Consider the following 23619-nt stretch of genomic DNA (forward strand, 5'->3'; position numbering starts at 1 on the left):
TTCCGTCGGGAGCAGCGGGCGGGCGCCCGGACACCCGCCGCCGTTCTCCCGCGCACCCCTCGTGAAAACATGCACAAGCCGCCGCCTACGATGTCCCCGTGCCGAATTCGCTGAATCCCCTTGAGCTGATCGCCCGCCGCTGGCAGCCGTCCGCCGCCTTCGTGCGACGGGCCGCGCTGGCCACCGTCGTCATGGCCGTCCTCATCGTCGTCACGGGTGGCGCGGTCCGGCTCACCCAGTCCGGGCTGGGCTGCTCGACCTGGCCCAAGTGCACGCCGGAGAGCCTGACGCCGACCGCGGCGATGGGCATCAACGGCCTCATCGAGTTCGGCAACCGCATGCTGACCTACGTCCTGTGCGCGGTCGTCGGGTTGTTCATCATCGCCGCCCGTGCCCGCCACCCACGGCGCCGCTCCCTGACCCGCCTCGGCTGGGCGCAGTTCTGGGTCGTGATGGGCAACGCGGTCTGGGGCGGCATCGTCGTACTGACCGGCCTGAACCCGTACCTGGTCGCCGCGCACTTCCTGCTGTCCACGGCCCTGCTCACGGTCGCCGTACTCAGCTGGCAGCGGGCGAGCGAGGGCGATGAGGAGCCGAGCGACCTGGTGGCCCGCCCGGTGCGACAGCTGGCCTGGCTCCTGGTCGCGGCGACCGGGGCGCTCACCGTCATCGGCACGGTCGTCACCGGTACGGGCCCGCACGCGGGCGACGCGCACAAGGTCCACCGGATCCCGCTGAACTGGCAGGAGATCACCCAGCTGCACGTCGACTTCGTGTACATCGTCGTCGGCCTGACCGTGGCGCTGTGGTTCACCCTGCGCGCCGTCAAGGCGCCGGCCGCGCCGCGCCGGGCGGTGCTGGAGCTCGGCGGCTGCCTCGCCGTGCAGGGCGTCATCGGCTACATCCAGTACTTCCTGGGCCTGCCCGCGGTCGTGATCGCCCTGCACATGCTGGGCTCGGCCCTGGTGTGGATCTGTGTGCTGCGGGTGGCGCTCTCGCTGCGCGACCGGGGCCCGCTCCTGGAGGACGGCCCCGAGGGTGCCGTTCCTTCCGGTGAGCACGAGGCGCTCGACGCTCAGGTGACCGCCGCGTCCAGCCGGTAGACCCGGCGCGCGGTACCGGACGCGATCATCTCGGTGATCCGCCGCCCGTCCTCGGGACCGCACAGCCCCTCCTCGCTCCACTCCCGCACCAGACGCCCCACGGCGCGCAGGAAGGAGCGGACGCCGGTCACATAGAGCTCCGGCAGCCCGCGGGCACCCGACGAGAACAGCAGCTTGCCGAACGGCGCGTACGGCAGGGTCTCGTCGGGACGGGGCCCGGCGTCGGCGTAGACATGCGCATGGGCGGCGGCGAGCTGGGCCGCGCGGCGGTGGTGCGGGGACGCGGGGAGCAGAACGAGGTCCGCACCGATACCGGCGGTCGCACGGAGGAACGGCGCCAGCCGCTGCGGGTCGGGGCCGTGCAATTGGACGGGCAGTCCGGTGGCCACCGCGCTCCACAACAGATGGCGGACGAGGGCCGGCTCCACCAGGGAGCCACCGGGGCGGCGGGTGCGCAGCCAGCGGTCCGCGGCGCGGCGCACCTCACCGGCCTCGGGGGCGTGGCCGTCGCAGTAGACGGCACCGGAGGCGAAGGCGGTGGCGTGCTGAGCCGCGGCGTAGAGGGCCTCGGCGGTGTAGCCGATGAAGGAGTCGACGCTGCCGGAGGTGTCGGCGACCTGCTCGGCGAGCGGTTCGAGCCGTACGACCTCGTGGGCGCGAGCCTCGGCGACGGCGCCGAGTTCGGCGGCCGAGGTCAGCTCGCCGGGGGTACCGGCCTCCAGCAGGAAGGTGCCGATGCCGGAGCCGCGGAGCAGCAGCCGGCCGGCGGTGAAGGCGCCCACCTCGCGTCTGCGGGCCAGATAGCGGGCCGGCGGACAGTGTGGCTCCAGGCCGAGCAGCGGGGGACACCAGCGGCGCAGCGCGAGCCCGGTGAAGCTGTCGAAGTAGCTGGTGCCCGCGGGGGCCGGGCCGTGGGCGCCGACCGCCGTGGCCAGGTGGGCCTCGAAGGAGCCGAGACCGAGCTCGCCGTGCACGGCGCCGTGGCTGTACTGATCGATGAGCGGGGGAAGCCCGTCCATCCGACCCTCCTCGCCGTGAGCCCGCCGGGCGCGGCCGTAGCGCCGCGCCTGGTGGGCTTAACGGACGAGGGGGTGGTGAGGTAGCGGGCCCGGCCGGTGGCGTGCGCCCCGGCGCGGTCCGCGGTCCCTCAGGTGTTGGCGGGGCCGCCCACCTGGATTCCGGCCATCCGCGACCACTCGTAGCGGCCGGTGCGGACCCGGGCGGCGAGGTCGCCGTCGAAGTCGTCCTGGAGGGTGATGCCGGCCCGGGTGGCGGCGTCCTTCGCGGAGTCAAAGCTGTCCGCGACGAGGTTGCCCCAGGCGCCGTCGCCGCCGACGAGGGCGATCCGGGTGCGCCCGCGGCCGATGTGTGCGAGCTGGCCTTCGGCGCTGCCGCCGTGCGCGTCGGCGAAGGCGCGGATCTGCTTGGCGAGCCGGTCCGTGCGCCGGCCGGTCCGCTTGTCGGCCGTGGCGCCGGCCGCCGCGTCGGCCGTCGTCTCCGCCTGCTGGGTGTCTGCCATACCCCCCATGCTACCCACGAGTAATCAGCGAAGGAAGGGATCCACGGCGACGGCGACGAAGAGCAGCGAGACATAGGTGATGGACCAGTGGAACAGCCGCATCTCCTTGAGCTTCGGCCCGGTGATCCCGGCCTTGGCGCGGGACTGCAGGCCGTGCGCCTCCTTGAGCCAGAAGGCGCCGCAGGCGAGCGCGACCGCGGTGTAGAACCAACCGGTGTAGCCCAGCGGCTGCAGCAGCAGCGAGACCCCGACCATCACCCAGCTGTAGAGCACGATCTGGCGGGCCACGGCCTTGTTGCCGGCGACCACCGGGAGCATCGGCACCCCGACGCGCTCGTAGTCGTCCTTGGCCTTCATCGACAGCGGCCAGTAGTGCGGCGGCGTCCAGAAGAACATCACCAGGAAGAGGATGACCGGCGCCCACGACATGGAGTTGGTGACCGACGACCAGCCGATGAGGACGGGCAGGCAGCCGGCGATGCCGCCCCACACGATGTTCTGGGACGTGCGCCGCTTGAGGATCATCGTGTAGACGACGACGTAGAAGAGCAGCGCACCCAGCGACAGCCAGGCGGAGAGCCAGTTGACCGCGAAGCCGAACAGCAGCGTGGAGACCACCGCGAGGGAGATGCCGAAGACCAGGCACTCGTTCGGGCTCACCATGCCGGTGACCAGCGGTCGCTGCGAGGTCCGGTCCATCAGGGCGTCGATGTCGCGGTCGTACCACATGTTCAGGGCGTTGGCGCCGCCCGCAGAGAGGTAGCCGCCGAGGCAGGTGACGAGCACGAGCTTCAGGTCGGGCACGCCCTGCTGGGCCAGGAACATCACCGGAATCGTGGTGATGAGCAGAAGCTCGATGATTCGCGGCTTGGTCAGCGCCACGAACGCCTTGACGCGCGCCCCGGACGGGCGGTGACCCGGGCCAACCGGGCTCTCGGAGAGCGCCCCCGCAGGACGGGATTCGACGGCCGTCACGCACACCCCTGGAAGTAACATCAGCGGCTCCCGCCGCGGATGGAGATAAGGCTCGCAAGCCCTTACTCCCTCGGGAACCGGGTAAAAGCTTGCGCGTACCACGCCACTTTAGACGTTGGCCATACGGCGATCTTCGCGGGGGTCCGGTCGTGTTGAGGCCCGGGCGACCGCCCCGGGCGGCGGCTTTCCCCCGCCGTCGGCCCATTGTTCAAGAGGCGGGCCCGGCCGTCGCCCGGCAATCTGGTCGTAAGGCGGACGCACCCGGTCCGGGAATGCCTGACGTGCCGATCGGGGTTGCCCGGAGCGAGGGGTACGAGTGGGGCCGCCGCACCGATTGAGCGCCGAAAACACCGACTGAGCGTCGAAAAGGCGGGCGCAGTCACGGGGGTAGGCTCGACACCGCCCGGCGGACACCCGTCCGTGGCATTCGACATGTGGAGAGGAGCCCTGACTCAGGGTGAGCACCAAGCCGACCACCACAGATTTCGAGTGGACCGAACTGGACCAGCGGGCGGTGGACACCGTCCGCGTTCTGGCCATGGATTCCGTGCAGAAGGTCGGTAACGGCCATCCGGGTACGGCCATGAGCCTGGCTCCCGCCGCCTATGTGCTGTTCCAGAAGCTGATGCGGCACGACCCCGCGGACGCCGACTGGACCGGCCGGGACCGGTTCGTCCTCTCCGCCGGCCACTCCAGCCTGACCCTCTACATCCAGCTCTACCTCGCCGGCTACGGCCTGGAGCTGGGCGACCTGGAGGCCTTCCGGACCTGGGGCTCGAAGACCCCCGGCCACCCGGAGTACGGCCACACCACCGGCGTGGAGACCACCACCGGTCCGCTGGGCCAGGGCGTCGCCAACGCGGTGGGCATGGCGATGGCCGCCCGCTACGAGCGCGGCCTGTTCGACCCCGAGGCGGCGCAGGGCTCCTCGCCGTTCGACCACTACATCTACGCGATCGCCGGTGACGGCTGCCTCCAGGAGGGCATCTCCGCCGAGGCCTCCTCGCTGGCCGGCCACCAGAAGCTCGGCAACCTCATCCTGCTGTGGGACGACAACCACATCTCGATCGAGGGCGACACCGAGACCGCGGTCTCCGAAGACACCATGAAGCGGTACGAGGCCTACGGCTGGCACGTGCAGCGGGTGGAGCCCAAGGAGAACGGCGACCTCGACCCCGAGGCGCTGTTCCACGCCATCGAGGCCGCGAAGGCGGTCACCGACCGGCCGTCGTTCATCGCGATGCGCTCGATCATCGCCTGGCCGGCCCCCAACGCCCAGAACACCGAGGCCGCGCACGGCTCGGCGCTGGGTGAGGAGGAGGTCGCGGCCACCAAGCGCGTGCTGGGCTTCGACCCCGAGAAGCACTTCGACGTGGCGGACGAGGTGCTCGCGCACACCCGCGGCGCACTCGACCGCGGTCGGGATGCCAAGAAGGAGTGGGAGAAGTCCTTCGCCGCCTGGCGCACCGCGAACACCGAGCGCGCCGCCGAGTTCGACCGGATCGCCGCGGGCGAGCTGCCGGCGGGCTGGGAGGACCACCTCCCGGCGTTCGAGACCGGCAAGTCCGTCGCCACCCGCGCCGCGTCCGGCAAGGTGCTGCACGCCCTCGGTGCGGTGATCCCGGAGCTGTGGGGCGGCTCGGCCGACCTGGCGGGCTCCAACAACACCACGATCGACAAGACCTCGTCGTTCCTGCCGGCGGACAACCCGCTGCCGGAGGCCGACCCGTACGGCCGCACGATCCACTTCGGTATCCGTGAGCACTCCATGGCCGCGGAGATGAACGGCATCGCGCTGCACGGCAACACCCGCATCTACGGCGGCACCTTCCTGGTGTTCTCCGACTACATGCGCAACGCCGTCCGACTGTCCGCGCTGATGCACCTGCCGGTGACGTACGTGTGGACGCACGACTCCATCGGCCTGGGCGAGGACGGCCCGACCCACCAGCCGATCGAGCACCTCGCCTCGCTGCGCGCCATCCCGGGCCTGAACATCGTCCGCCCGGCCGACGCCAACGAGACCGCGTTCGCCTGGCGCGAGATCCTCCGTCGCTTCACCAAGGAGTACGGCGTGGGGGCCCCGCACGGTCTGGCGCTGACCCGTCAGGGTGTGCCGACCTACCCGGCCAACGAGGCTGTCGCCAAGGGCGGTTACGTGCTGTTCGAGGCCGAGGGGGCGGACGGCGGGGCCGCCGAGCCGCAGGTCGTGCTGATCGGCACCGGCTCCGAGGTGCAGCTGGCCGTGGCCGCGCGCGAGCAGCTGCAGGCCGGGGGCGTGCCCACCCGCGTGGTGTCGATGCCGTCGGTGGAGTGGTTCGACCAGCAGGACCAGGCCTACCGCGACAGCGTGCTGCCCCCGTCCGTCCGGGCCCGGGTCGCCGTCGAGGCCGGCATCGGGCTGACCTGGCACCGCTTCGTCGGGGACGCCGGCCGCATCGTGTCGCTGGAGCACTTCGGTGCGTCGGCCGACGGGAAGGTGCTCTTCCGCGAGTTCGGCTTCACCGCCGACGCGGTCGTCGCCGCCGCCCGGGAGTCGCTGGAAGCCGCCGCGCGCTGACGCACGCAGACAACAAGTAGGAGATGCAGAACCCATGACAGACGCACTCAAGCGGCTTTCCGACGAAGGCGTCGCGATCTGGCTGGACGACCTGTCGCGCAAGCGCATCACGTCCGGCAACCTCGCCGAACTGATCGACCAGCAGCACGTCGTCGGCGTCACGACGAACCCGTCGATCTTCCAGAAGGCGATCTCCGCGGGCGACGGCTACCGGCAGCAGGTCGCCGACCTGGCCGCCCGCAAGGTCACCGTCGACGAGGCGATCCGCATGATCACCACGGCGGACGTCCGGGACGCCGCCGATGTGCTGCGGCCGGTCTTCGATGCCACCGGCGGCCAGGACGGCCGGGTGTCCATCGAGGTCGACCCGCGCCTGGCGCACCACACCACGGCGACCATCGCCGAGGCCAAGCAGCTGGCGTGGCTGGTGGACCGCCCGAACACGCTGATCAAGATCCCCGCCACCAAGGCCGGCCTGCCGGCCATCACCGAGGTCATCGGCCTGGGCATCAGCGTCAACGTCACGCTGATCTTCTCGCTGGAGCGCTACCGCGAGGTGATGGACGCCTACCTCGCGGGCCTGGAGAAGGCCAAGGCCGCCGGCCTGGACCTGTCCCTGATCCGTTCGGTGGCCTCGTTCTTCGTGTCCCGCGTGGACACCGAGATCGACAAGCGGCTCGACAAGCAGGGCTCGGACGAGGCCAAGGCCCTCAAGGGCAAGGCCGCGCTGGCCAACGCCCGGCTGGCCTACCAGGCCTACGAGGAGGTCTTCTCCTCAGAGCGCTGGGCCGCCCTGGACAAGGCCGGCGCCAACAAGCAGCGGCCGCTGTGGGCCTCGACCGGTGTGAAGGACCCGGCCTACAAGGACACCCTGTACGTGGACGAGCTGGTCGCCCCGGGCACGGTCAACACCATGCCGGAGGCCACGCTGGAGGCCACCGCCGCCCGCGGCGAGATCAAGGGCGACACGGTGCGCGGCACCTACGCCCAGGCCCAGGCCGACCTCGACGCGCTCGCGCAGCTCGGGATCTCGTACGACGACGTCGTGCAGCTCCTGGAGGACGAGGGCGTGGAGAAGTTCGAGACGGCCTGGAACGACCTGCTCAAGTCGACGGAGGCGGAACTCAAGCGCCTCGCTCCCTCGGAGGGCTGACACCTTGACCGCTGTTCATGGAGCGAACCCGCTTCGTGACGCCGCGGACCGACGGCTCCCGCGCATCGCGGGGCCGTCGGGCCTGGTCATCTTCGGCGTCACGGGCGATTTGTCCCGTAAGAAGTTGATGCCCGCCGTCTATGACCTGGCCAACCGCGGACTGCTCCCGCCGGGTTTCTCGCTCATCGGGTTCGCCCGCCGTGAGTGGGAGCACGAGGACTTCGCGCAGGAGGTGTACGAGGCCGTCAAGCAGCACTCCCGTACGCCGTTCCGCGAGGAGGTCTGGCAGCAACTGGTCCAGGGCTGCCGCTTCGTCCAGGGCAACTTCGACGACGACGAGGCCTTCGAGACCCTCAAGGCGACCATAGAGGAGCTCGACAAGGCCCAGGGCACCGGCGGCAACTTCGCCTTCTACCTGTCCGTGCCGCCGAAGTTCTTCCCCAAGGTCGTCCAGCAGCTGAAGAAGCACGGGCTGGCCGACCAGAAGGAGAACTCCTGGCGCCGGGCGGTCATCGAGAAGCCGTTCGGGCACGACCTGGAGAGCGCCAAGGAGCTCAACCGGATCGTCCACGAGGTCTTCCCGCCCAACGAGGTCTTCCGAATCGACCACTACCTGGGCAAGGAGACGGTCCAGAACATCCTGGCGCTGCGCTTCGCCAACACGATGTTCGAGCCGCTGTGGAACCGCAGCTACGTCGACCACGTCCAGATCACCATGGCCGAGGACATCGGCATCGGCGGCCGGGCCGGCTACTACGACGGCATCGGCGCCGCCCGCGACGTCATCCAGAACCACCTCCTCCAGCTGCTCGCGCTGACCGCCATGGAGGAGCCCGCCTCCTTCGAGGCCGATGCGCTGGTCGCGGAGAAGACCAAGGTGCTGGGCGCCGTGCGGCTGCCCAAGGACCTCGGCAAGGAGACCGTGCGCGCCCAGTACGCGGCGGGCTGGCAGGGCGGCGAGCAGGCCGTCGGCTACCTCCAGGAAGAGGGCATCAACCCCTCCTCGAAGACCGACACCTACGCCGCCATAAAGCTCTCGATCGACAACCGCCGCTGGGCGGGCGTCCCGTTCTACCTGCGCACCGGCAAGCGGCTGGGCCGCCGGGTCACCGAGATCGCGGTGGTCTTCCAGCGCGCCCCGCACTCCCCCTTCGACCACACCGCCACCGAGGAGCTGGGGCAGAACGCCCTGGTCATCCGGGTGCAGCCGGACGAGGGCGTGACCGTGCGGTTCGGCTCGAAGGTGCCCGGCACCTCCATGGAGGTCCGGGACGTCTCGATGGACTTCGCCTATGGCGAGTCCTTCACGGAGTCCAGCCCGGAGGCCTACGAGCGACTGATCCTGGACGTCCTGCTCGGTGACGCCAACCTCTTCCCGCGGGTGGAGGAGGTCGAGCTGTCCTGGAAGATCCTCGACCCGATCGAGGCGTACTGGGACGCGCACGGCAAGCCCGCGCAGTACCCGGCAGGCACCTGGGGCCCGGCCGAGGCGGACGAAATGCTCGCACGAGACGGACGGAGCTGGCGTCGGCCATGAAGATCGATCTGACGGAAACCACGGCCAGCAAGATCAACAAGGCGCTGGTGGAGGGCCGCCGCGCCGTCGGCACCCCCGCCATCGGCATGGTGCTCACCCTCGTCATCGTCACCGACGAGGAGAACGCCTACGACGCGCTCAAGGCGGCCAACGAGGCGTCCCGTGAGCACCCCTCGCGCACCCTCGTCGTCATCAAGCGGGTCAGCAGGTCGCCGCGCGACCGCGCCAAGGCCCGGCTGGACGCCGAGGTGCGGGTCGGCGCGGACGCCGGCACCGGCGAGACGGTGGTGCTGCGGCTCTACGGCGAAGTCATCGACCATGCCCAGTCCGTGGTGCTGCCGCTGCTGCTGCCGGACGCCCCGGTCGTGGTCTGGTGGGCGGTGGACGCCCCGCTGAGCCCCGCCCAGGACCCGCTCGGTGCGCTGGCCCAGCGCCGGGTCACCGACGCCTACGCCTCCGAGCGGCCCATCGAGGAGCTGTCGGCGCGCGCAGAAACGTACACTCCGGGCGACACCGACCTGGCCTGGACCCGGATCACCCCCTGGCGCTCGATGCTGGCGGCGGCGCTCGACCAGGTCCCGTGCACGGTCAGCTCGGCCGAGGTCGAGGGCGAGGAGTTCAACCCCAGCTGCGAGCTGCTGGCCATGTGGCTGGCCGACCGGCTGGACGTTCCGGTCACCCGCAAGGTGTCGGCCGGCCCGGGTCTGACGGCGGTGCGGATGGAGTCCAGTGCCGGCGCGATCGTGCTGGACCGCCCGGACGGCTCGCTGGCCACGCTCTCCATGCGCAACCAGCCCGACCGCGCGGTGGCGCTCAAGCGCCGGGACACCGCCGAGCTGCTCGCCGAGGAGCTCCGCCGGCTCGACCCGGACGACATCTACGCGGCCGCGCTGAAGTTCGGCGTGGACCGCCTGGGTGCCTCCGGCGACGCCGGGCCGGCGGCCCCGGCCGAGGAGCCCGCGGAGCAGCCCGCGGGGACCGCCGAGGCGGAGGCGTCGGCCCCGGCCAAGCCGGCGGCCAAGGCGAAGAAGGCGTCCGGCAAGAAGGCGGCCACCACGTGAGTGCTCCGCAGGTCGTCGTCCACCGGGACAAGGAGCTGATGGCCAAGGCCGCGGCGGCCCGGCTGATCACCAGGATCGTGGACGCCCAGGCCGCCCGCGGCTCCGCCTCCGTGGTCCTCACCGGCGGGCGCAACGGCAACGGGCTGCTCGCGGCCCTCGCCGAGGCGCCCGCCCGGGACGCGGTGGACTGGTCCCGACTCGACCTGTGGTGGGGGGACGAGCGCTTCCTGCCCGAGGGGGACCCCGAGCGCAACCACACCCAGGCGCGCGAGGCGCTGCTGGACAGCGTGCCGCTGGATCCGGCGCGGGTGCACCCGATGGAGCCGGCCGGGGGCCGCTTCGGCCATGACGCGGACGCGGCGGCCGAGGCGTACGCCCTGGAGCTCTCGGCCGCGGCCGGGCCCGAGGACCACGCCTCGGTCCCGTCCTTCGACGTGCTGCTGCTGGGCGTCGGCCCGGACACCCATGTGGCCTCGCTCTTCCCGGAGCTGCCCGCCGTCTACGAGCAGGAGCGGACGGTGGTCGGGGTGCACGGCGCGCCCAAGTCGCCGCCCACCCGGATCTCGCTCACCCTGCCCGCGATCCGTGCGGCACGGGAGGTCTGGCTGCTGGCGGCCGGTGCGGACAAGGCGAACGCGGCGGCCATGGCGCTCTCCGGCGCCGGTGAGGTCCAGGCCCCGGCGGCCGGGGCCAGGGGCCGCAGCCGGACCCTCTGGCTCCTGGACGAGGCGGCGGCGACCCAACTGCCGCGTGGGCTCTACCCGCCGGCCTCGGCCTGACCCGTCCCGCCCCTGCGGCCCCGTCCTCCCCCGTGGAGGGCGGGGCCGCAGCCGTCGGTGACGCCCCCGCGCACCGGCCGCGCCCCGCACGGCCGAGGGGCCGGGCGGGTGTCCGCCCGGCCCCTCGGCCGCATCACCGCGCTGTCGGAGATCAACGCCCGCGCAGCGCACGGTACTTGGCGACCAGTCCGGCCGTCGAGGCGTCCAGGCCCGGGACCTCGGTGCCCTCGGTCAGCGCCGGTTCGACCCGCTTGGCCAGGACCTTGCCCAGCTCCACGCCCCACTGGTCGAAGGAGTCGATGTTCCACACCGCGCCCTGGACGAACACCTTCTGCTCGTAGAGCGCGATCAACTGGCCCAGTACGGAGGGGGTGAGCTCCTTGGCCAGGATCGTGGTGGTGGGGCGGTTGCCGCGGAAGGTCTTGTGCCCGACCAGCTCCTCGGCCACGCCCTCGGCGCGCACCTCGTCCGGCGTCTTGCCGAAGGCCAGCGCCTGGCCCTGCGCGAAGAGATTGGCCATCAGCAGGTCGTGCTGGGCCACCAGGCCCGGCTGCAGATCGGCGACCGGCTCGGCGAAGCCGATGAGGTCGGCCGGGATCATCTTCGTGCCCTGGTGGAGCAGCTGGTAGTAGGCGTGCTGGCCGTTGGTGCCGGGCGTGCCCCACACGACGGGCCCGGTCTGCCAGTTGACGCGCTGCCCCTCGCGGTCGACCGACTTGCCGTTGGACTCCATGTCCAGCTGCTGCAGATAGGCGGTGAACTTGGCGAAGTAGTGGCTGTAGGGCAGCACCGCGTGCGACTGCGCGTCCCAGAAGTTGCCGTACCAGATGCCGAGCAGCCCCATCAGCAGCGGCGCGTTCTCGTGCAGCGGAGCGGTCTGGAAGTGCTCGTCAACGAGGTGGAAGCCGGCCAGCATCTCGCGGAACCGCTCATGGCCGATGGCGATCATCAGCGACAGGCCGATCGCCGAGTCGAAGGAGTACCGTCCGCCGACCCAGTCCCAGAACTCGAACATGTTGTCCGGGTGGATGCCGAACTCGGTGACCTTCTCAGCGTTGGTGGACAGCGCCACGAAGTGCTTGGCGACGGCCTCCTGACCGGCCCTCAGACCGGTCAGCAGCCAGTCGCGCGCCGAGGTGGCGTTGGTGATCGTCTCGATGGTGGTGAAGGTCTTCGAGGCGACGATGAACAGCGTCTCGGCCGGGTCCAGGTCGCGGACCGCCTCGTGCAGATCGGCGCCGTCGACGTTGGAGACGAACCGGAACTGCATGTCCCGGTGCGTGTAGGCGCGCAGCGCCTCGTACGCCATCGCCGGGCCGAGGTCCGAACCGCCGATGCCGATGTTGACGACGGTCTTGATGCGCCGGCCGGTGTGGCCCTTCCAGTCGCCCGACCGGACCCGGTCGGAGAAGGTGCCCATCTTCGTCAGGACGGCCTGCACCGCGGGGACGACGTTCTCCCCGTCGCTCTTGACGACCGCCGAGCCGGGCGCCCGCAGCGCGGTGTGCAGCACGGAGCGCCGCTCGGTGATGTTGATCTTGTCGCCGCGGAACATCGCGTCCCGCAGCTCGGCCACGCCCGTCGCCGAGGCCAGCTCGCCCAGCAGCCGCAGCGTCTCATCGGTGATGAGGTGCTTGGAGTAGTCCAGGTGCAGATCGCCGACCTGGACGGTGTAGCGCTCGGCGCGCGCCGGGTCCCGCTCGAACAGCTCCCGCAGGTGCACCTCTCCCAGCTGCTCGCGGTGCTTGCTCAGCGCGGTCCACTCAGGCATCTGGTCGAGCCTGCTGCGGCCTTCTGCGTTCATCTCGGACATCAGCCTTCTTCATCTCGTACCGGCCCCGCCAACTCCCAACCTAATTGATCAGCGCGCGGCGGTGGCATCTCCCACTCGAGCGAAGCCGAGAGTGGGGGAAGGTATCTGTCCGCTGCCGGACGGCGCGCTGTCGGGGGCCTGAAGAGCAGGTGTCGACACGTTCCGCCCCGGCCGGCGGGCCTTGGGCGGCGCCGCTGCGGGGCATCGGACGCGAACGGCCCGGGCGGGAGGGTGCCGCCCCTCCGCCCGGGCCGTCCGGTGCATCCAGTCCGTCAGATCTCGCCGCGGAGCTTGGCGAGCGCCTCCGCGAGGATCGCCTCGCCGTCGGCGTCGCTACGGCGCTCCCGTACGTAGGCGAGGTGGGTCTTGTACGGCTCGGTGCGCGGCGGGTCCGGCGGGCTGTCCCGGTCCTTGCCGGCCGGGAATCCACAGCGCGGGCAGTCCCAGGTCTCCGGAACCTGCGCGTCGCCGGCGAAGCTGGGCTGCGTCTCGTGCCCGTTGGAGCACCAGAAGGAGATGCGGATGCGCGGCGCGGACTCGCCGCGCTCGGCCTCCCCCATCGGCCCCGCCCCGACCCGACTTCCTCGGATCGCGTTGCCACTTGCCACGGTCGTAACTCCCTGCGTAATGGTGCTGCAAAGCCTTCTGAGCAACTGCGCTGCGAAACGCCACAGTGTACGTAAGGCCCAACGCGCGTCCAGTGACCGGAGTTACCCGTCCAAGGACGCCGCCCTCATGATAGGCCGCGTCTTCGACGGTGCGTCAGTTGCTGAGCTTCATCAGGATGCCGAGGACGACGATGCAGGCGAACCACAACAGGGCGATCACGATGGTGATGCGGTCCAGATTGCGCTCGGCGACCGAGGAGCCACCGACCGAGGACTGCATGCCGCCGCCGAACATGTCGGAGAGGCCGCCGCCCTTCCCCTTGTGCATGAGCACCAGCATCATCAGCAGCAGGCTGAAGACGATGAGGGCGATCGAGAACCCGATGACCACGGCTGGACCAACTCTCTAGGACTGACGGACGGACTAACGGATCATGATGCTTCGCTCACGATCCATGGAACATATGGTGCGGGGCCGGGGACGGTGCCACTGCACCGGTCCCGGCCCCGACAGGGTACGACGAGGGCTCCCCCTCGTCATAGCTGCTACTGGTCGCGGAAGCGGACGATCTTCACAAACTCGTCCGCGTCCAGCGCCGCGCCGCCGATCAGCGCGCCATCGACGTCGGGCTGCGCCATGATCGCGGCGACATTGCCGGACTTCACCGAGCCGCCGTACTGGATGCGGACCTTGTCGGCCAGCTCCTGGCCGTAGAGCTCGGCGAGGCGGCCGCGGATGGCACCGCAGACCTCCTGGGCGTCCTCCGGCGTGGCGACCTCGCCGGTGCCGATGGCCCACACCGGCTCGTAGGCGATCACGATGGTCTCGGCCTGCTCGGCCGGGACGTCCTTGAGCCCGCCGTCGACCTGGGCGAGGGTGTGCGCGACCTGGTTGCCGGCCTTGCGGACGTCCAGGCCCTCACCGACGCAGAGGATCGGGGTGAGGCCGTGCCGGAAGGCCGCCTTGACCTTGGCGTTGCAGATCTCCTCGTTCTCGCCGTGGTACTGGCGGCGCTCGCTGTGGCCGACGGCCACATATGCGCACTTGAGCTTGGCGAGCATGGCGCCGGAGATCTCACCGGTGTAGGCACCGGAGTCGTGCGCCGAGACGTCCTGGGCGCCGTACTTGATCTTGAGCTTGTCGCCGTCGACCAGCGTCTGCACCGAGCGCAGGTCGGTGAAGGGCGGCAGCACCGCGACCTCGACGGCGTCGAAGTCCTTGTCGGTGAGGGCGAAGGCGAGCTTCTGGACGTGGGCGATGGCCTCGAGGTGGTTGAGGTTCATCTTCCAGTTGCCCGCCATCAGCGGGGTGCGGTCACTCACGGTTGTTCAGTCCTCCAGAGCGGCGAGGCCGGGGAGCGTCTTGCCTTCGAGGTATTCGAGGCTGGCGCCACCGCCGGTCGAGATGTGGCCGAAAGCATTCTCGTCGAAGCCCAGCAGCCGGACCGCGGCGGCGCTGTCACCGCCGCCGACGACGGTGAAGGCGTCCGAGCCCAGCAGCCCCTGCGCGACGGCCTGGGTGCCACCGGCGTAGTCGGGGTGCTCGAAGACACCCATCGGGCCGTTCCAGAAGACCGTCGCGGCGTCGGCGACCTTCGCGGCGTAGAGCTCGCGGGTCTTCGGGCCGATGTCCAGGCCCTCCTGGTCGGCCGGGATGGCGTCCGCGGCGACGGTCGCGGGGTGGGCCGGGGCCTTGGTCTTCAGGTCCGGGAATTCGGCCGAAACCAGCACGTCAACGGGGAGGACGAACTCCACACCGCGCTGCTCGGCCCGCGCCAGGTACTCCAGGCAGGCCGGGACCTGGTCCTCCTGGAGCAGCGAGATGCCCACCTCGTGGCCCTTGGCTTTGAGGAAGGTGTACGCCATACCGCCGCCGACCAGGATGCGGTCGGCCTTCTCGATCAGCTGGTCGATCACGGCGAGCTTGTCGGAGACCTTGGCGCCGCCGAGCACGACCACGTACGGGCGCTTGACGTCCTCGGTGAGCCGCTTCAGGACGCCGACCTCGGTGGCGATCAGATCGCCGGCGGCGTGCGGAAGGCGCTGCGGCAGGTCGTAGACGGAGGCGTGCTTGCGGTGCACGGCGCCGAAGCCGTCGCCGACGTACAGGTCGGCGAGGGCGGCGAGCTGGTCGGCGAAGGCGCCGCGCTCGGCGTCGTCCTTGCTGGTCTCGCCCGCGTTGAAGCGGAGGTTCTCCAGCACGGCCACCCGGCCGTCGGCCAGGCCCGCCACCACGGACCGGGCGGACTCGCCGACCGTGTCGGTCGCGAACGCCACGTCCTGCCCGAGGATCTCGCCCAGCCGCTTCGCCGCGGGAGCCAGCGAGAAGGCGGGGTCCGGGGCGCCCTTGGGACGGCCCAGGTGGGAGGCGACGATCACCTGGGCGCCGCGCTCGACGAGCTTGGCGATCGTCGGGGCGACGGCGCGGATCCGGCCGTCGTCGGTGATGCTGGTGCCGTCCAGCGGCACGTTCAGGTCGGCGCGGACAAAGACCCGCTTACCGGCCACCTGGAGGTCGTCGATCGTCTTCATGAGGAGTGACTCCATCACATGCGTCGTTCGGTCGCGGAACGGGGCCCGTCCGACGCTCCGTCGCGCCGTACGAGCCCCGTCCTCACATCTCGGTGCCTCTGGTCAGTCGGTGATCAGAGCTGGCCGCCGACGAAGGTGGTCAGGTCCACCAGACGGTTCGAGTAGCCCCACTCGTTGTCGTACCAGCCGACGACCTTGACCTGCTTGCCCTGCGACATCGTCAGGGAGGAGTCGAAGGTGCAGGAGGCCGGGAAGTTCACGATGTCCGAGGAGACGATCGGGTCCTCGGTGTACTCCAGGATGCCCTTGAGCTGGCCCTCGGCGGCCTTCTGGAACGCGGAGTTGATCTCGTCCTTGCTGACCTCGCGGTCCAGCTCCAGGACCAGGTCGGTGACCGAGCCGGTGGGGACCGGGACGCGCATGGCGATGCCGTCCAGCTTGCCCTTCAGCTGCGGGAGGACCAGCGCGGTGGCCTTGGCGGCACCGGTCGAGGTCGGGATGATGTTCTCCGCGGCGGCCCGGGCGCGGCGCAGGTCCTTGTGCGGGAAGTCCAGGATGCGCTGGTCGTTGGTGTAGGCGTGCACCGTGGTCATCAGACCCTTGACGATGCCGAAGTTCTCGTCGAGGACCTTCGCCATCGGGGCCACACAGTTGGTGGTGCAGGAGGCGTTGGAGATGACGTGGTGCTGGGCGGCGTCGTACTTGTCGTTGTTGACGCCCATCACGATCGTGATGTCCTCGTCCTTGGCGGGCGCGGAGATCAGGACCTTCTTGGCGCCGGCGGCGAGGTGCTTGGCGGCGTCCTCGCGCTTGGTGAAGATGCCGGTCGACTCGACGACGATGTCGGCGCCCAGCTCGGCCCAGGGGAGGTTGGCCGGGTCGCGCTCGGCCATGGTCTTGAAGGTCTGGTTGCCGACCGTGATGGTGTCGTCGGTGTGGCTGACGTCCTGCTTGAGGCGACCCAGGATGGTGTCGTACTTCAGCAGGTGGACCAGGGTGGCGTTGTCGGTCAGGTCGTTGACACCGACGATCTCGATGTCCGCACCCTGCTCCAGGAGCGCGCGGAAGTAGTTGCGACCAATACGGCCGAATCCGTTGATGCCTACGCGGATCGTCACGAACCGATCTCCTCGTTAGGTACGCCGATAAGTCACCGGCGAGCTGTATGGACTGTCCCCGACCGCCTCCGACCCTACCCCCAATAAGAGACGTACGTGACATTGACAAAAGCGCTTCCGACCCCTCAAACGAGCAGTCGCAGAAGGGCTCCTGACCCCTCAAACGAGCGAGCCCAGAAGGGCTCCCAGCCCCTCAAACGAGCGGTTTGAACTGCCCTCGTGCACGCCCGCCCGCGCCTCTCCCGATGGCACCGTTTCGGGAGTGACGCCGGGGGCGCGAGGGGTCACCCGGCGGGGTGCGAGGAGACAGCCCGGCGGGGTGCAAGGGGAGCCCGGCAGGGGTTGCGAGGAGACAGCCCGGCGGGTTGCGAGGAGGCAGCCCGGCAGGGTGCGAGGAGACGTCCCGGTAGGGGTGCGAGGCGCCGGTCGTCAGCCGACCATGCCCTCGGCGAGCTCCTCGGTGAGGTTGGACTCGGTCCCGGGGATGCCGAGGTCCTGGGCGCGCTTGTCGGCCATCGCCAACAGCCGGCGGATCCGGCCGGCGACCGCGTCCTTGGTCAGCGGCGGGTCGGCGAGGGCACCCAGCTCCTCCAGGGAGGCCTGCTTGTGCTCCATGCGCAGCCGGCCGGCCGCCGCGAGGTGCTCGGGGACCTCCTCGCCGAGGATCTCCAGGGCCCGCTGGACCCGGGCGCCGGCGGCGACCGCGGCGCGGGCCGAGCGGCGGAGGTTGGCGTCGTCGAAGTTCGCCAGGCGGTTGGCGGTGGCCCGGACCTCGCGGCGCATCCGCCGCTCCTCCCAGGCGAGCACCGACTCGTGGGCACCGAGCCGCGTCAACAGCGCGCCGATCGCATCACCGTCACGGACGACAACCCGGTCCACGCCGCGTACCTCGCGGGCCTTGGCGCCGATGCCCAGCCGGCGGGCCGCGCCGACCAGGGCGAGCGCCGCCTCGGGGCCGGGGCAGGTGACCTCCAGGGACGAGGAGCGGCCGGGCTCGGTGAGCGAGCCGTGGGCGAGGAACGCGCCGCGCCAGGCCGCCTCGGCGTCACAGGTCGCGCCGGAGACCACCTGCGGGGGCAGCCCCCGGATGGGCCGGCCGCGGCCGTCGACCAAGCCGGTCTGCCGGGCGAGCTGGTCGCCCCCGGCCACCACGCGGACGACGTAGCGGCTGCCGCGCCGCAGCCCTCCGGGAGCCATCACCACCAGGTCGGAGCTGTGGCCGAAGATCTCCAGGATGTCCTTGCGCAGCCGGCGGGCGGCGATGCCGGTGTCCAGCTCCGCCTCGATCACAATGCGCCCGCTGACCAGGTGCAGACCGCCCGCGAACCGAAGGATCGACGAGACCTCCGACTTCCGGCAGCAGGTCCGGGTGACGGGGAGCCGGGAGATCTCATCCTTCACCGCAGCCGTCATCGCCATGGGCCGATCCTTCCATGCATCCGAAAAATACGGTCGTACGCGGCTGCCAGCAGCTCCGGATCGTGCCGGTCGGGGGCTCCCCCGGCACTCTGCCGGGCGTCGTCTCCTTGTGCCGCGACCGCCGCCAGCTCGACCTCGCTGCCGACGAGTTGCTTGGCGGCAACCGTCAGACCTTCGGTGTCGGGCACGGCGGCCTGGTCGGCCAGCACCACGTCGAAGGCGAGTTTAGGGGCGTGTCGGGCCAAAACCTCCAAATGACGCTGCGGGGAGAAGCCATCGGTTTCGCCCGGCTGGGGCGCGAGGTTGAGGGAGAGGACCTTTCGGGCCTTGGTCTCCTCCAGCGCCTCCCGCAGCTCGGGCACCAGCAGATGGGGGATCACCGAGGAGAACCACGAGCCGGGGCCGAGCACCACCCAGTCGGCGTCGCGCACCGCGGCGACCGCCTCGGGCACCGCCGGCGGGTCCTCGGGGACGACGTGGACGGACTGCACCTCGCCGCGGGTGAGCGCGACGGTGGCCTGACCGCGGACCGTGGAGACCTCGGTCGGATGCTCCGGGTCATGGCCCCTGACCTGGGCCTGGAGCTCCAGCGGCACCGCCGACATGGGCAGCACCCGGCCGTGCGCACCGAGCAGCTTGCCGACCAGGTCCAGCGCCTGGACGTGATCGCCCAGCTGCTCCCACAGGGCGACGATCAGCAGGTTGCCGACCGCGTGGTCGTGCAGCTCGCCCTCGCTCTGGAAGCGGTGCTGGATCACCCGGGCCCAGGTCTGGCCCCAGTCGTCGTCGCCGCACAGCGCGGCCAGCGCCTTGCGCAGGTCGCCCGGCGGCAGCACGCCCAGCTCGTCGCGGAGCCGGCCGCTGGAGCCGCCGTCGTCGGCGACCGTCACCACGGCGGTGAGGTCGCCGGTGATCCGGCGCAGCGCGGCCAGTGAGGCGGACAGGCCCATGCCGCCGCCGAGCGCCACCACCTTGGGCGTGGCGCCCTTCGTCGTACGGACGCTGGGTACGAACCTGCGGACCCGGCGGAGCCGTGGTGTGCGGCCGGTCACTCGCGCCCCATGTCCCGGTGGACGACGACGGTTTCCACCCCTTCGGAGACCAGACGCCGGGCGAGCTTCTCGGACATCGCGACGCTGCGGTGCTTGCCACCGGTGCAGCCCACGGCGATGGTCACATAGCGCTTGCCCTCGCGACGGTAGCCCTCGGCGACGATCCGCAGCAGCTCGGCGTAGCCGTCCAGGAACTCCTTGGAGCCGGGCTGGCTGAAGACATAGGTGGATACCTCGTCGTTCAGGCCGGTGAAGGGGCGCAGCTCGGGGACCCAGTGCGGGTTGGGGATGAAGCGGCAGTCGATGACCATGTCGGCGTCGACCGGCAGGCCGTACTTGAAGCCGAACGACATCACCGTGGCGCGGAGTTCGGGGACCTCCTCGCCGGCGAACTGGGCGTCCATCTTGGCGCGCAGTTCATGGACGTTGAGGCTGGAGGTGTCGATGACCAGGTCGGCGTCACCGCGCAGCTCGCGCAGCAGATCACGCTCGGCGGCGATGCCGTCGACGATCCGGCCGTCGCCCTGGAGGGGGTGCGGACGGCGCACCGATTCGAAGCGGCGCACCAGGGCCTCGTCGGAGGACTCCAGGAAGACGATGCGGCGCTTGACGTTCTGCGCGTCCAGGGTGGCCAGCGACTCCTTGAGGTTGGCGAAGAAGCGGCGGCCACGGACGTCGACGACGACCGCGATCCGGGCGACATTGCCCTGGGAGCGGGCGCCCAGCTCGACCATCGGCGGGATCAGCTCGGGCGGGATGTTGTCCACGACGAACCAGCCGAGGTCCTCCAGGCACTTGGCGGCCGTGCTGCGGCCGGCGCCGGACATCCCGGAGATGATCACCAGCTCGGGGATCGCGGCGCTCTCGCCCTGGTCGGACTCGCGCATCGTGCCCGTACTCACCTGTGCACCGTCTCTCTCGGTTTCCTGCGGTTCGTGCTCTGTGTTCATCGTTCCTGCCCCCGTTCTGCCGACAACGCGGCCGGTGGGACCCCGTCATCCTCAATGATCTCTCCTGTGGCGGTGTTCACCGCGGGAGCGGACGGTGCCGCTCCGGCCAGGGCCGCGGCGACCGTCTCCGCGGTCTTGCGGCCCACGCCGGGCACCTCGCAGATCTCCTCGACGGTCGCCGCCCGCAGCTTCTTCAACGAGCCGAAGTGCTTGAGAAGTGCCTGGCGGCGGCTCTCGCCCAGGCCCGCCACGGAGTCCAGCGGCGAGGACTTCAGCCGCTTGGTGCGCTTGCTGCGCTGGTAGGTGATCGCGAAGCGGTGGGCCTCGTCGCGGACCCGCTGGAGGAGGTACAGGCCCTCGCTGCTGCGCGGCAGCACCACCGGGTCGTCGTCCTCCGGGAGCCAGACCTCTTCGAGGCGTTTGGCCAGGCCGCAGACGGCGACGTCGTCGATGCCCAGCTCGTCCAGCGCCCGGCGGGCGGCCGCGACCTGCGGGGCGCCGCCGTCCACCACCACCAGCTGCGGCGGGTAGGCGAACCGCTTGGGGCGGCCGTCGTCGTCGACCGGCCGGCCGGCGGACGGATCCGCCCCCTCGGCCTCCGTGGCCACGGCGTCGACGGTGTCCGCGGGGGCGTCGTCCTCCGGCTGCTGCGTCCACTCCCCCGACTTCTGCTTCTCCTGCAGGTAGCGCTTGAAGCGGCGGCCGATGACCTCGTGCATGGACCGGACATCGTCCTGCCCCGCGAAGCCCTTGATCTGGAAGCGGCGGTATTCGCTCTTCCGGGCGAGACCGTCCTCGAAGACCACCATCGAGGCGACCACGTCCTCGCCCTGGAGGTGGGAGATGTCGAAGCACTCGATGCGCAGCGGCACCGAATCCAGGCCGAGCGCCTCGGCGATCTCCTCCAGGGCACGGGAGCGGGTGGTCAGGTCGGAGGCGCGCTTGGTCTTGTGCAGTCCCAGTGCCTGCTGGGCGTTACGGGCGACCGTGGCCATCAGGTCCTTCTTGTCGCCGCGCTGCGGGATGCGCAGCGAGACCTGGGAGCCGCGGCGCTCGGTCAGCCACTGGGCGACCGGTTCGACGGGCTCGGGGAGCGCCGGGACCAGGACCTCCTTGGGTACGGCGTCGCCCTGCTCCTCGCCGTAGAGCTGCTGCAGGGCGTGCTCGACCAGGTCACCGGTGGTGACCGCCTCGACCTTGTCGGTGACCCAGCCGCGCTGGCCGCGGACCCGGCCGCCGCGGACGTGGAAGATCTGCACCGCGGCCTCCAGCTCGTCCTCGGCCACCGCGATCAGGTCGGCGTCGGTGGCGTCCGCGAGCACCACCGCGTTCTTCTCCATGGCCCGCTTGAGCGCGCCTATGTCGTCGCGCAGCCGGGCGGCGCGCTCGTACTCCATCTCCTCGGCGGCCTCCTGCATCTGCCGCTCCAGGCGGCGGAGGTAGGCACCGGTGCGGCCGGCCATGAAGTCGCTGAATTCCTCGGCGAGTTCGCGGTGGTCCTCGGCGGAGATCCGGCCGACACAGGGGGCCGCGCACTTGCCGATGTAGCCCAGCAGACAGGGGCGGCCGATCTGGGCGGAGCGCTTGAACACCCCGGCGGAGCAGGTCCGTACGGGGAAGACCCGGAGCATCAGGTCGACGGTCTCGCGGATGGCCCAGGCGTGGGCGTACGGGCCGAAGTACCGCACGCCCTTCTTCTTGGCGCCGCGCATGACCTGGACGCGCGGGAACTCCTCGTTGAGGGTCACCGCGAGGTACGGATAGCTCTTGTCGTCGCGGTACTTGACGTTGAAGCGGGGGTCGAACTCCTTGATCCAGCTGTATTCGAGCTGGAGCGCCTCGACCTCGGTGGTGACGACGGTCCACTCCACGGACGCGGCGGTGGTGACCATCGTGCGGGTGCGCGGATGGAGTCCGGCCAGGTCCTGGAAGTAGTTGGCCAGGCGTTGGCGCAGGCTCTTGGCCTTGCCGACGTAGATGACCCGGCCGTGCTCGTCGCGGAACTTGTAGACCCCCGGCGAGTCGGGGATCTGTCCCGGCTTGGGTCGGTAGCTGCTGGGGTCTGCCATGCCCACCACCCTACTGACCGCCACCGACAATCACGGCTTCCGGACCACACCCGCCCCGGGCAGGCGGGACGGCGGGCCGGCAGGGGTCGTGCCCAGCGGGGAGGAGCGCGGGGGGCGCGGCCATGATCGGCGCCCGCGCGGGGCACGCCCCCGGCCGCCGCACCGGCCCGACCTCCGTACCGGCCGCAACGGTGAGCGGAGCACATCCGGATCCTGGCGAAGGAGCACCAGGTGTTGTCGCAGGCAGGTCAACACGCTTCAATGCGGGATGACATGGGGGTGTGGACGCGCGGGCCCCGGGTGTGAACGGCCGGTGCCCGGCGTACTGCAGTGAACAGGCAGGCAGAGCACGCGGCGTGCGATCCGGTGGTGAACGTTCACCCGCGCGCCGGAGGATTGAGGCAATGGCACAGAACGCTCCCCAGTCGGCCGAACTCGCGCAGCTGCTGCGCACCGGCCCGTTCCATCTCGCGCTCCGTTCTGCGCTCACCGCCCGGGGACTCGCCCTCACCCGCGTCCAGCACAAGCTCGCCCAGCGCGGCATCACCATCGGCGTGACCAGCCTCAGCTACTGGCAGCAGGGTGCCAGGCGGCCCCAGCGCCCGGAGTCGCTGCGGGCGGTGCGCGCGCTGGAGGAGGTGCTGGAGCTGCCCGCGCGCTCGCTGCACCGGCTGCTGGTCCCCGAGGGCGGTAACGGTCCGGAGGCCGGGCGGCCCGCCGCCCGCTCGTACCGCTCACTGGTGGCGCCCACCGGCGCGCTCCAGCAGCTGTTCGCCGAGCTGGCGGCCCCGACGGACGGCGGGCTGCACACCGTCGGCCACCACGAGCGGGTCCGCATCGGGCCCCGGCGCCAGCTAGTCGAGCGGGAGTCGCTCCAGGTGGTCCGCGCGCACCGGGACGGCGTGGACCGCTATGTCGCCATCCACCGGGGCGAGGCGGGCTGCGATCCGTCCCGGGTGCGGGTGCGGACCGGGGAGAACTGCCGGCTGGGACGGGTACGGAGGGACGCCGGGGCCCGGCTGGTGGTCGCCGAGCTGCTCTTCGACACCCGGCTGCGGGCCGGCGACACCCATGTCTTCGGCTATGTCTTCGAGGACGGCAGCGGCGGACCCAGCGCCGAGTACCTGCGCGGCTTCGGCTTCGCCGGCGGCCAGTACGTCCTGCAGGTGCGGTTCGACGAAGCGGCGCTGCCGCTGCGCTGCCGCCGCGTCGCCCAGACCTCGGCGAGCGCCCCGCGCACCGCGCAGCGGGAGCTGACGCTCACCGGTCCGCACCACACCGTGCACGTCGTGGAGCAGGGCGTACGGCCCGGGATTCTGGGGATCGGCTGGGACTGGGCGTGACACCGGGCGCCCGGGACGCCCCGGGCGC

The 23619-nt window shown here is 71.0% G+C and carries 20 protein-coding genes; 7 read left to right on the forward strand and 13 right to left on the reverse strand.

Going from position 1 to position 23619, the window contains the following annotated elements; genetic code table 11:
- Window positions 1-98 precede the first annotated feature (98 nt).
- Window positions 99-1103: a COX15/CtaA family protein gene (locus tag AB0G84_RS15410; protein WP_361320235.1), complete on the forward strand. Its 1005-nt coding sequence runs from the start codon at window positions 99-101 to the stop codon at window positions 1101-1103.
- Here the strand turns inward: AB0G84_RS15410 and AB0G84_RS15415 are convergent.
- The 3 genes from AB0G84_RS15415 to AB0G84_RS15425 form a co-directional block, all read right to left on the reverse strand.
- Window positions 1076-2122: an amidohydrolase gene (locus tag AB0G84_RS15415; protein ID WP_361320237.1), complete on the reverse strand. Its 1047-nt coding sequence runs from the start codon at window positions 2120-2122 to the stop codon at window positions 1076-1078. The genes AB0G84_RS15410 and AB0G84_RS15415 overlap by 28 nt on opposite strands.
- A gap of 128 nt (window positions 2123-2250) precedes the next feature.
- Complete coding sequence (locus tag AB0G84_RS15420; RefSeq protein WP_361320239.1) at window positions 2251-2631, reverse strand: hypothetical protein; 381 nt, start codon at window positions 2629-2631, stop codon at window positions 2251-2253.
- 15 nt (window positions 2632-2646) lie between these two features.
- Complete coding sequence (locus AB0G84_RS15425) at window positions 2647-3603, reverse strand: heme o synthase (RefSeq protein ID WP_361320549.1); 957 nt, start codon at window positions 3601-3603, stop codon at window positions 2647-2649.
- Window positions 3604-4054: 451 nt separating this feature from the next.
- Here AB0G84_RS15425 and tkt point away from each other — a divergent pair, with 451 nt between their 5' ends.
- From tkt to pgl, 5 genes are read left to right on the forward strand one after another with little or no spacing between them, the layout of a single operon-like run.
- On the forward strand, window positions 4055-6157 hold the full coding sequence (tkt, locus tag AB0G84_RS15430; protein ID WP_361320241.1) for a transketolase: 2103 nt from the start codon (window positions 4055-4057) through the stop codon (window positions 6155-6157).
- Between the two features lie 34 nt (window positions 6158-6191).
- On the forward strand, window positions 6192-7310 hold the full coding sequence (gene tal / locus AB0G84_RS15435) for a transaldolase (RefSeq protein ID WP_361320243.1): 1119 nt from the start codon (window positions 6192-6194) through the stop codon (window positions 7308-7310).
- A gap of 4 nt (window positions 7311-7314) precedes the next feature.
- Window positions 7315-8847 (forward strand): glucose-6-phosphate dehydrogenase, encoded by a 1533-nt coding sequence (gene zwf, locus AB0G84_RS15440; protein WP_361320245.1) that lies wholly within the window; start codon window positions 7315-7317, stop codon window positions 8845-8847.
- The gene (gene opcA / locus AB0G84_RS15445) at window positions 8844-9908 is read left to right on the forward strand and encodes a glucose-6-phosphate dehydrogenase assembly protein OpcA (protein ID WP_361320247.1); all 1065 of its coding nucleotides are present in this window, start codon (window positions 8844-8846) and stop codon (window positions 9906-9908) included. The genes zwf and opcA overlap by 4 nt, the downstream gene beginning before the upstream one ends.
- The gene (pgl, locus tag AB0G84_RS15450; RefSeq protein WP_361320249.1) at window positions 9905-10687 is read left to right on the forward strand and encodes a 6-phosphogluconolactonase; all 783 of its coding nucleotides are present in this window, start codon (window positions 9905-9907) and stop codon (window positions 10685-10687) included. Before opcA ends, pgl begins: the two co-directional genes overlap by 4 nt.
- A 151-nt stretch (window positions 10688-10838) precedes the next feature.
- Here the strand turns inward: pgl and pgi are convergent, their stop codons facing one another.
- The 10 genes from pgi to uvrC form a co-directional block, all read right to left on the reverse strand.
- Entirely contained in the window at window positions 10839-12491 is a 1653-nt protein-coding gene (pgi, locus tag AB0G84_RS15455; RefSeq protein ID WP_361320551.1) for a glucose-6-phosphate isomerase, read from the reverse strand.
- 281 nt (window positions 12492-12772) lie between these two features.
- Window positions 12773-13108, reverse strand: coding sequence for an RNA polymerase-binding protein RbpA (locus AB0G84_RS15460; protein ID WP_128508571.1), 336 nt, complete (start codon window positions 13106-13108; stop codon window positions 12773-12775).
- 154 nt (window positions 13109-13262) lie between these two features.
- A complete protein-coding gene (secG, locus tag AB0G84_RS15465) occupies window positions 13263-13499 on the reverse strand; it encodes a preprotein translocase subunit SecG (protein WP_361320251.1) in 237 nt (78 codons plus the stop codon).
- Window positions 13500-13654: 155 nt separating this feature from the next.
- Window positions 13655-14431, reverse strand: coding sequence for a triose-phosphate isomerase (gene tpiA, locus AB0G84_RS15470; protein ID WP_361320253.1), 777 nt, complete (start codon window positions 14429-14431; stop codon window positions 13655-13657).
- A gap of 6 nt (window positions 14432-14437) precedes the next feature.
- On the reverse strand, window positions 14438-15640 hold the full coding sequence (locus AB0G84_RS15475) for a phosphoglycerate kinase (RefSeq protein WP_361320255.1): 1203 nt from the start codon (window positions 15638-15640) through the stop codon (window positions 14438-14440).
- A 113-nt stretch (window positions 15641-15753) separates the two neighbouring features.
- Complete coding sequence (gap, locus tag AB0G84_RS15480) at window positions 15754-16758, reverse strand: type I glyceraldehyde-3-phosphate dehydrogenase (protein WP_361320257.1); 1005 nt, start codon at window positions 16756-16758, stop codon at window positions 15754-15756.
- A 429-nt stretch (window positions 16759-17187) separates the two neighbouring features.
- Complete coding sequence (whiA, locus tag AB0G84_RS15485; protein WP_018091880.1) at window positions 17188-18177, reverse strand: DNA-binding protein WhiA; 990 nt, start codon at window positions 18175-18177, stop codon at window positions 17188-17190.
- A complete protein-coding gene (gene yvcK / locus AB0G84_RS15490) occupies window positions 18168-19229 on the reverse strand; it encodes a uridine diphosphate-N-acetylglucosamine-binding protein YvcK (protein ID WP_361320259.1) in 1062 nt (353 codons plus the stop codon). Before yvcK ends, whiA begins: the two co-directional genes overlap by 10 nt.
- On the reverse strand, window positions 19226-20179 hold the full coding sequence (rapZ, locus tag AB0G84_RS15495; RefSeq protein ID WP_361320261.1) for an RNase adapter RapZ: 954 nt from the start codon (window positions 20177-20179) through the stop codon (window positions 19226-19228). Before rapZ ends, yvcK begins: the two co-directional genes overlap by 4 nt.
- Window positions 20176-22248: an excinuclease ABC subunit UvrC gene (uvrC, locus tag AB0G84_RS15500; protein WP_361320262.1), complete on the reverse strand. Its 2073-nt coding sequence runs from the start codon at window positions 22246-22248 to the stop codon at window positions 20176-20178. Before uvrC ends, rapZ begins: the two co-directional genes overlap by 4 nt.
- Window positions 22249-22652: 404 nt before the next feature.
- On the opposite strand from uvrC, the gene AB0G84_RS15505 reads away from it, so the two are divergent.
- On the forward strand, window positions 22653-23591 hold the full coding sequence (locus tag AB0G84_RS15505; RefSeq protein WP_361320264.1) for a hypothetical protein: 939 nt from the start codon (window positions 22653-22655) through the stop codon (window positions 23589-23591).
- The last annotated feature ends 28 nt before the right edge of the window (window positions 23592-23619 follow it).

Source organism: Streptomyces sp. NPDC020742 (assembly GCF_040641675.1).
Classification (GTDB): Bacteria; Actinomycetota; Actinomycetes; order Streptomycetales; family Streptomycetaceae; genus Streptomyces.

Excerpts from the sequence above, each read along its gene's own strand:
- AB0G84_RS15415 (WP_361320237.1), bottom strand. The coding sequence starts at position 2,122 with ATGGACGGGCTTCCCCCGCTCATCGATCAGTACAGCCACGGCGCCGTG.
- AB0G84_RS15420 (WP_361320239.1), bottom strand. The coding sequence starts at position 2,631 with ATGGGGGGTATGGCAGACACCCAGCAGGCGGAGACGACGGCCGACGCG.
- tal (WP_361320243.1), top strand. The coding sequence starts at position 6,192 with ATGACAGACGCACTCAAGCGGCTTTCCGACGAAGGCGTCGCGATCTGG.
- opcA (WP_361320247.1), top strand. The coding sequence starts at position 8,844 with ATGAAGATCGATCTGACGGAAACCACGGCCAGCAAGATCAACAAGGCG.
- pgi (WP_361320551.1), bottom strand. The coding sequence starts at position 12,491 with ATGAACGCAGAAGGCCGCAGCAGGCTCGACCAGATGCCTGAGTGGACC.
- AB0G84_RS15475 (WP_361320255.1), bottom strand. The coding sequence starts at position 15,640 with ATGAAGACGATCGACGACCTCCAGGTGGCCGGTAAGCGGGTCTTTGTC.
- whiA (WP_018091880.1), bottom strand. The coding sequence starts at position 18,177 with ATGGCGATGACGGCTGCGGTGAAGGATGAGATCTCCCGGCTCCCCGTC.
- rapZ (WP_361320261.1), bottom strand. The coding sequence starts at position 20,179 with ATGAACACAGAGCACGAACCGCAGGAAACCGAGAGAGACGGTGCACAG.
- uvrC (WP_361320262.1), bottom strand. The coding sequence starts at position 22,248 with ATGGCAGACCCCAGCAGCTACCGACCCAAGCCGGGACAGATCCCCGAC.
- AB0G84_RS15505 (WP_361320264.1), top strand. The coding sequence starts at position 22,653 with ATGGCACAGAACGCTCCCCAGTCGGCCGAACTCGCGCAGCTGCTGCGC.